Origin of the sequence: Pseudomonas donghuensis (genome assembly GCF_000259195.1) — a bacterium.
Classification (GTDB): domain Bacteria; phylum Pseudomonadota; class Gammaproteobacteria; order Pseudomonadales; family Pseudomonadaceae; genus Aquipseudomonas; species Aquipseudomonas donghuensis.
This window is the reverse complement of record NZ_JH650757.1, coordinates 389,676-396,421: the sequence shown is the minus strand read 5'-3', so window position 1 is coordinate 396,421 and position 6,746 is coordinate 389,676. Positions and strand designations below refer to the sequence as shown.

Sequence of the window (6,746 nt, the reverse complement as noted above, 5' to 3'; positions counted from 1 at the left end):
CTCCTTCGGCTGCCGCACCTCGGACGGGCGCTTTGACCCCGAGCGCTTCGCCGAACAAGCGCGCAACCCGCAGGTGCGGATGATCGAGATCAAGATGAGCCAGGGCGCCAAACCCGGCCATGGCGGCATCCTGCCCAAGCACAAGGTCACCCGCGAGATCGCCGAAACCCGCGGGGTGATGATGGGTGAAGACTGCATCTCGCCGTCGCGTCACAGCGCGTTTTCCACCCCGATCGAGATGATGCAGTTCGTCGCCCAGTTGCGCGAGCTGTCCGGCGGCAAGCCGGTGGGCTTCAAGTTCTGCCTCGGTCACCCGTGGGAGTTCATGGGTATTGCCAAGGCCATGCTGGAAACCGGCATCCTCCCCGACTTCATCGTCGTCGACGGCAAGGAAGGCGGCACCGGTGCCGCGCCGGTCGAGTTCACCGACCATATCGGCGTGCCGCTGCGCGAAGGCCTGCTGTTCGTGCACAACACCCTGGTGGGTCTGAATTTGCGCGACAAGATCAAGCTTGGCGCCAGCGGCAAGATCGTCAGCGCCTTCGACATCGCCAGCGTCCTGGCCATCGGCGCCGACTGGGCCAACTCGGCGCGTGGCTTCATGTTTGCCATCGGCTGCATCCAGTCGCAAAGCTGCCACACCAACAAATGCCCGACCGGCGTCGCCACCCAGGACCCGCTGCGCCAGCGCGCCCTGGTGGTACCCGACAAGGCCCAGCGGGTGCTCAACTTCCACCACAACACCCTCAAGGCCCTGGCCGAAATGCTCGCCGCCGCCGGCCTCGATCACCCCTCGCAACTGGAAGCCAAGCACCTGGTGCGGCGCATCTCGGCCACCGAGATCAAGCTGTTCTCGCAGATGCACGTGTTCCTCAAACCGGGGGAATTGCTCAGCGGCGAGGTCAATGGCGAATTCTATTCGCGGATGTGGCAGATGGCCCGGGCGGACAGTTTCGAGCCACAGGAGGTGGCTGCGGCCTGAGGACCGGCAATGCGCTAGGGGACAGCGGGCCAGTGCTGATTGTAGTTTTCATCTTCCTGTATGGGCTTCATGACAATGAAGCCCTGCGCACCGGCCACGTAGATCGAATAAAACCTGTTGTCCACCAACGGTGCCCCCACGCGTCCTGACGCCGCCAGTTGAGCAAAGACCGAATGCTCACCGCCGATGACATTGTTGATCCCCAAGCGCGGGAAAAACTGAGCGTGCAACACTGAGTTGGAGCCACTCAGAATGTATCTCAGGAGCGGCATTTGGGTCATGGCGCCGTGACCTCTAGGCAACCAGTTACCGTCACCGGGCGCCCTCAGGTAGTAGTACTTGGTTACGCTGCGTAGCTCACTTCGCGATACCAGGTCATTGGCAATGTAATGCGCCATGGCTGACTCGAGCTCTTTCTTGGCAATGATGACCTGCCCGTAGGCATAGCTGAATGCAAACATGAACAGCGTTGGCATGATCAACAACCAGCGCAATCCCGGCCAGACCCGCCCAAACAACTCGTGATTGAGAAAAAACAGCAACACCAGGACTGCCGCAAAGCCGATGAAGTTTCTGGCCTCAAGGTTGGGCTCGGCGACAAACAGCATCATGCCCGGCACGCTGCAGACCAGCACCACCAGGCCGAGCAGGTAAAGCAGTGCAACACCAAGCTTGCCTGATAGCCGCCCTTGCATCTGAGGGATATTGCTCATCAGCAAAACAAACCCGGCACTTGCGCCCAGTAGCAGGGCAACCGCGACTCCATTGCCGGCAGACGCTGTCAGCAAGCCCAGCATCTGCATGGAGAAGCAGAACTTCTGCCACACCACTTCGAACCACTGCTGATCAAAAGGCAGGGGGTTGCCCCGCGTATCGATAGCCAGTTGGTAAGCGGTAAAAAAATAGATGAGGCCGCCGACTATCAATTGCACGACACGCTCCACGAGCGTCACCAGCAATGCCTGGACCGCAACCTTGTCTTTTACGCCACGGACATACTCGACAATACACAAGCCGATAAACAGGCTGATGGTCAACTGATAGAGGCTCAGCGCGACGGCAATCAACAGGGCCGCCAGCAACCCGCGAACAGAGCGCCGCTCAATCCGGCAGGTGATTGCACAAATGACCGCGACCAGCGCCAGCACCATCCCTGGACCATCATATTGGTAGGTCAGGTTGCCGAGGAAAAACGGGTTGCATAACACCGGCAGGATCACCAGGCAGCTGGTAATCCCGGGACGCGGAAACAGCCAGAAGGTCAGGCGCGCCATCGCCAAGGCCAGGGCAAAAACGCTGATCAACAAGGGCAGCGGGAAAATATTGATCGTTGCCTCGCTGAAGGTCAGCGCCCGGTACAGACCCTCAAGCAAGATCCTGCCTTGGTTGCGCCAGGCGTCCTGAGCCTGGAGCAATGCCCGCCAATTATCATCCACATAGGCATAATCGGCGCGAACAATGGGGAACACGTAAACAAAGGACAGAACGACAAAAAACAACAGCACGTGGCTCTGACTTAACGCCCGCTCATTCCCCTGCACGCTTGGTCTCCTTTCGATAGGTCGTGACATTGGCCTTCACGATCTCTTTCACCACGTAGCGGGGCCGATGTTTGGCCTCCATGTAAATTCGGCCGATGTATTCCCCCAATATGCCGATGCCGATCAGTTGCACCCCGCCGAGGAATAGAATGGCTGTCATCAAGGACGGATACCCGGGCACATCATTGCCAAACAGGATCTTGTCCAGCACCAGGTAACCGGCATACAGCAACGCCAGCAACGAGATGCACGCGCCGAGGTAACTCCACAGGCGCAAGGGCAAGGTGCTGAACGAGGTAATGCCGTCCAGCGCCAGGTTCCATAGCCGCCAAGCGTTGAACTTGCTGCGGCCCACAGCCCTCGGCGCACGGTCGTATTCAACAATGGCAACGTTGAACCCTGCCCACGACAGCACGCCCTTCATGAACAGTTGCTGTTCTGGCAGGGTCTTGATTACGTCCACCACCTTGCGGTCCATCAAGCGGAAATCGCCGACGTTTTCTTCTATATGGGTATAGGCGATGCGATTGAGCAGGCGATAGAACAGCGAGGCACTGCGGCGTTTCAGGTAACCATCGCTGGAGCGATCCCGGCGTTTGGCCAATACCACATCAGCGCCCTTGCACCATTGCTCGATCAGTTGCGATATCACTTCAACCGGATCTTGCAGGTCGACATCCATGGGTACCACGGCATCGCCGCTGGCATATTCCAGGCCGGCGAACAGGGCCGGTTCCTTGCCGAAGTTACGCGAGAAGTTGATCAACACCACGTCACTGTCGGCCAGGGCGATGGAGCGGGCGACTTCAGCCGTGCCGTCGCTGCTGCCATCGTTGATGAACACGATTTCGATGCAGTGGGCTTGCAACGAGGTCTCCTGACGCACCGCCTGGTAAAACAGGCTGACGGCCTGCTCTTCGTTGAACACTGGCACGATCAGTGAAACCTTCATGGCTCGGACCTGTGAAAGACCACCCACTTGGACAGCAAGAAGCCGCAGGTCAGGCTGATCAGGGAAAAGCTCACGACTGTGATCATCCCGTGCAGCCGCCAGTGGTCGCCCAGCCACCCCACTGCCAGGCTGACACCTCCCAGGCAGGACATGAACAACAGATAGCGCCCGATCGAGGGCGGGACGACGAAGGTGTAGAGGGTATTGACGTAAAAGGACAGCGTCGCCGCCACGCAAAACGCCAGAAAATTACTCAAGGCCTGGCTGAACTCGAACGCTACCCTGAGCACGAAAAAAAGCTGCCAATGGACCAGGGTATTGGCAATACCGATCACGGCATAGGTGGAAAATCCTTTCCATACGTTGGCCATTGCGCGTCGCGCCTCGATGGCTGTTGCGGCTGAATCCAAGCAGGCCACGTAAGCCGAAATTCGTCTACTACCCAAACTGACAGGTACGGGTGATTTTCGATCAACGGTCTGCCGCGCAACGGGCGAATAGAGACATTCAGTAATAAGCCCCCTTTGCAATTGCCAACGATTACCGCCACCCTGCCCCCCGCCCGAGGTGCGGCGCGAGCGATTGCCGTCGTCCGCCGGTCATTACTAAACCCACTGTTCAAGAGCCCGCTGCCATGTTTAACGGACGCGACCCGCGCATCGATTTTTTTCGAGGCCTGGCGTTGATCTTCATTTTCTGGGATCACGTCCCCCACAACCCTTTAGGCCAGGTCACCCTGCGTAACATCGGCTTTAGCGATGCCGCTGAAGTCTTCGTATTTCTCGCCGGCTACGCCGCAGTACTGGCCTATGGCAAAGTCCTGCAGCGAGACGGTTACCTGATCGCCTGCGTGAAGATCCTGCGGCGTACCTGGGTGCTGTATGTGGTGCATATCTTTCTGCTGGCGATGCTGATGGGCATCGTGTTCTTTGCCAACAGCCACGTGCAGACCCGCGACCTGGTTGAGGAAATGGGCCTGGTGCATTTCATCACCAACCCCCAGCAAGCGCTGACAGACGAGCTGTTGCTGCGCTTCAAACCCAACCTGATGGACCCGCTACCGCTGTACATCGTGCTGCTGGCCGGTTTGTCTCTGCTGCTGCCGCTGCTGATGCGCAACACCCTGGCCGTGGTTGGTGTGTCGATGGCGGTGTACCTGGTGGCGCCCGGACTCGGCTGGAACCTGGCGAATTTTTCCGATGGCGTGTGGTACTTCAACCCGGTTACCTGGCAGTTCCTGTTTGTGCTCGGCGGCGCCGCGGCGCTTTACGGGCAACGGGCTCGGCCGCCGCAAACCCGGCCGTTGCGGCGCCAACCGCTGTTTCTGGCGGCAGCCGCCTATTCGCTGGCGGCTGGCATCGTTACCCTGTCCTGGCGCTGGCCAGAGCTTCACGATGAACTGATGCCGGCCAGTCTCAACACCCTGCTCTACCCGATCAGCAAGACCGATCTGTCGCCGGTGCGCCTGCTGCACTTCCTGGCCCTGGCCTACGTCACGGCCAAGCTGCTGCCGGGCAGCGGCTGGACGCAGAACTGGCTGGCGCAGCAAACCTGCCGCATGGGCCGCTACTCGCTTGAAGTGTTTTGCCTGGGGGTACTGCTGGCGCCCTTGGCGGACATGATCAATGCCATGGCCGGCGATGCCTTTGCCATGCAGATCTTCACCGCGCTGGTGGGCGTCGCAATCATGGCCCTGCTCGGTGCCTGGCTGGACTTCAATAAACGCCTGACCCAGCCGATGCGTGCGGTTGCCACCTGATAACCGCAGGCAAAAAAAAGCCCGTATCCATAGATACGGGCTTTTCACTTATCGCGGGAAGATCAGGACGCCGAACCTGCGGCACGCTGCTCCATGGTGCTTGGTGACAGCTTGAACACGTAGAACAGCACCGTCAGCATTACCAGGAACGCCGGGCCGATGTACAGGGCCACGCGGGTTTCCTCGAAATATGCCATCAGGCCGACCACCAGGATCAGGAACGCCAGCGCCAGGTAGGAGCTCAGCGGCCACAGCCACATGCGGTATTTCAGGGCGGCACGCTCGGCGTTGCTCAGGCCGGCGCGGAACTTCAGCTGGGCCAGCAGGATCATCACCCAGGTCCAGATCGCACCGAAGGTGGCAATGGCAGTGACCCAGACGAAGACTTTCTCTGGTACCAGGTAGTTGGCCAGCACGCCCAGCAGCAAGGCTGCGATCGACAGCAGCAGGGCATTGCGCGGTACGCCGTTGCTCGAGGTACGAGCGAAGGTGGCCGGCGCCTGACCGTTCTGCGCCAGGCTATAAAGCATGCGCCCGGTACTGAAGATGCCGCCGTTGCACGACGACAGTGCAGCGGTGATCACCACGAAGTTGATGATACCCGCAGCGGTCTTGATGCCCAGACGCTCGAAGGTCATCACGAACGGGCTGCCCTGGCTGCCGATTTCGTTCCACGGGTAGATCGACAGGATCACGAACAATGCACCGACGTAGAACAGCAGGATGCGCCAGAACACCGAGCCGATGGCCTGCGGAATGGTCTTTTGCGGGTTGCGCGCTTCACCGGCGGTCAGGCCGATCATCTCGACGCCCAGGTAGGCGAACATCACCATTTGCAGCGACATCAGCACGCCGGTCACGCCATTGGGCATGAAGCCACCGTTGCTCCAGAGGTTGGAGATGCCCATGGCCACGCCGTCGTTGCCAAAACCGAAGGCGATGATGCCGACGCCACCCAACACCATGGCGATGATGGTGACGATCTTGATCAGGGCGAACCAGAACTCGAACTCACCAAAGGCCTTGACCGCGATCAGGTTGATCGCGCCCATGCTGCCCAGGGCTGCCAGGGCCCAGATCCAGCGCGGCACTTCCGGGAACCAGATGCCCATGTAGATGGCCACTGCGGTGATTTCCGCCACGCAGGTCACCAGCCACAGGAACCAGTAGTTCCAGCCGGTGAGGAAACCCGCCAACGGGCCGAGGTAGTCTTGGGCGTAGCGGCTGAAGGAGCCGGCTACCGGGTTGTGCACGGCCATTTCGCCAAGGGCGCGCATGATCACCAGGATCGCCAGGCCGCCGATGATGTAGGACAGCATGATAGCTGGCCCGGCCATTTCGATGGCCTTGGCCGAACCCAGGAACAGGCCGACACCGATACAGGCGCCCAGCGCCATCAGGCGAATGTGGCGTTCGCCGAGTTCTCGCTTGAGTGGGCCGCCTTGGGCGGTCTCACCATGAGAAGGGTGGTTGCCGACTGGCATAGAAATACAACCTCATTTTGTTATTGGA

6 protein-coding genes are annotated in these 6,746 nt (G+C 59.8%); 2 read left to right on the top strand and 4 right to left on the bottom strand.

Annotation, left to right across the window (positions count from 1 at the left end; all coding sequences use genetic code 11):
• Positions 1-982 (top strand): FMN-binding glutamate synthase family protein (locus tag UW3_RS29215; RefSeq protein WP_010221009.1); only part of this gene is annotated, 982 nt, incomplete at its 5' end.
• A gap of 14 nt (positions 983-996) precedes the next feature.
• Here UW3_RS29215 and UW3_RS26470 read toward each other — a convergent pair.
• Genes UW3_RS26470 through UW3_RS0104075 form a run of 3 tightly spaced genes read right to left on the bottom strand, consistent with a single transcriptional unit; the run spans position 997 to position 3,846 of the window.
• Positions 997-2,523 carry a glucosyltransferase domain-containing protein gene (locus UW3_RS26470; RefSeq protein ID WP_237716720.1) on the bottom strand — a complete coding sequence of 509 codons (1,527 nt, stop codon included), beginning with the start codon at positions 2,521-2,523 and terminating at the stop codon, positions 997-999.
• A complete protein-coding gene (locus tag UW3_RS0104080; protein ID WP_010221007.1) occupies positions 2,510-3,475 on the bottom strand; it encodes a glycosyltransferase family 2 protein in 966 nt (321 codons plus the stop codon). The genes UW3_RS26470 and UW3_RS0104080 overlap by 14 nt, the downstream gene beginning before the upstream one ends.
• Positions 3,472-3,846 carry a GtrA family protein gene (locus tag UW3_RS0104075; protein WP_010221006.1) on the bottom strand — a complete coding sequence of 125 codons (375 nt, stop codon included), beginning with the start codon at positions 3,844-3,846 and terminating at the stop codon, positions 3,472-3,474. Before UW3_RS0104075 ends, UW3_RS0104080 begins: the two co-directional genes overlap by 4 nt.
• A gap of 263 nt (positions 3,847-4,109) precedes the next feature.
• Here UW3_RS0104075 and UW3_RS0104070 point away from each other — a divergent pair, with 263 nt between their 5' ends.
• Positions 4,110-5,234, top strand: coding sequence for an OpgC family protein (locus tag UW3_RS0104070; protein WP_010221005.1), 1,125 nt, complete (start codon positions 4,110-4,112; stop codon positions 5,232-5,234).
• A gap of 62 nt (positions 5,235-5,296) precedes the next feature.
• Here the strand turns inward: UW3_RS0104070 and UW3_RS0104065 are convergent, their stop codons facing one another.
• Positions 5,297-6,718 (bottom strand): amino acid permease, encoded by a 1,422-nt coding sequence (locus tag UW3_RS0104065; protein ID WP_010221004.1) that lies wholly within the window; start codon positions 6,716-6,718, stop codon positions 5,297-5,299.
• Positions 6,719-6,746: the final 28 nt, after the last annotated feature.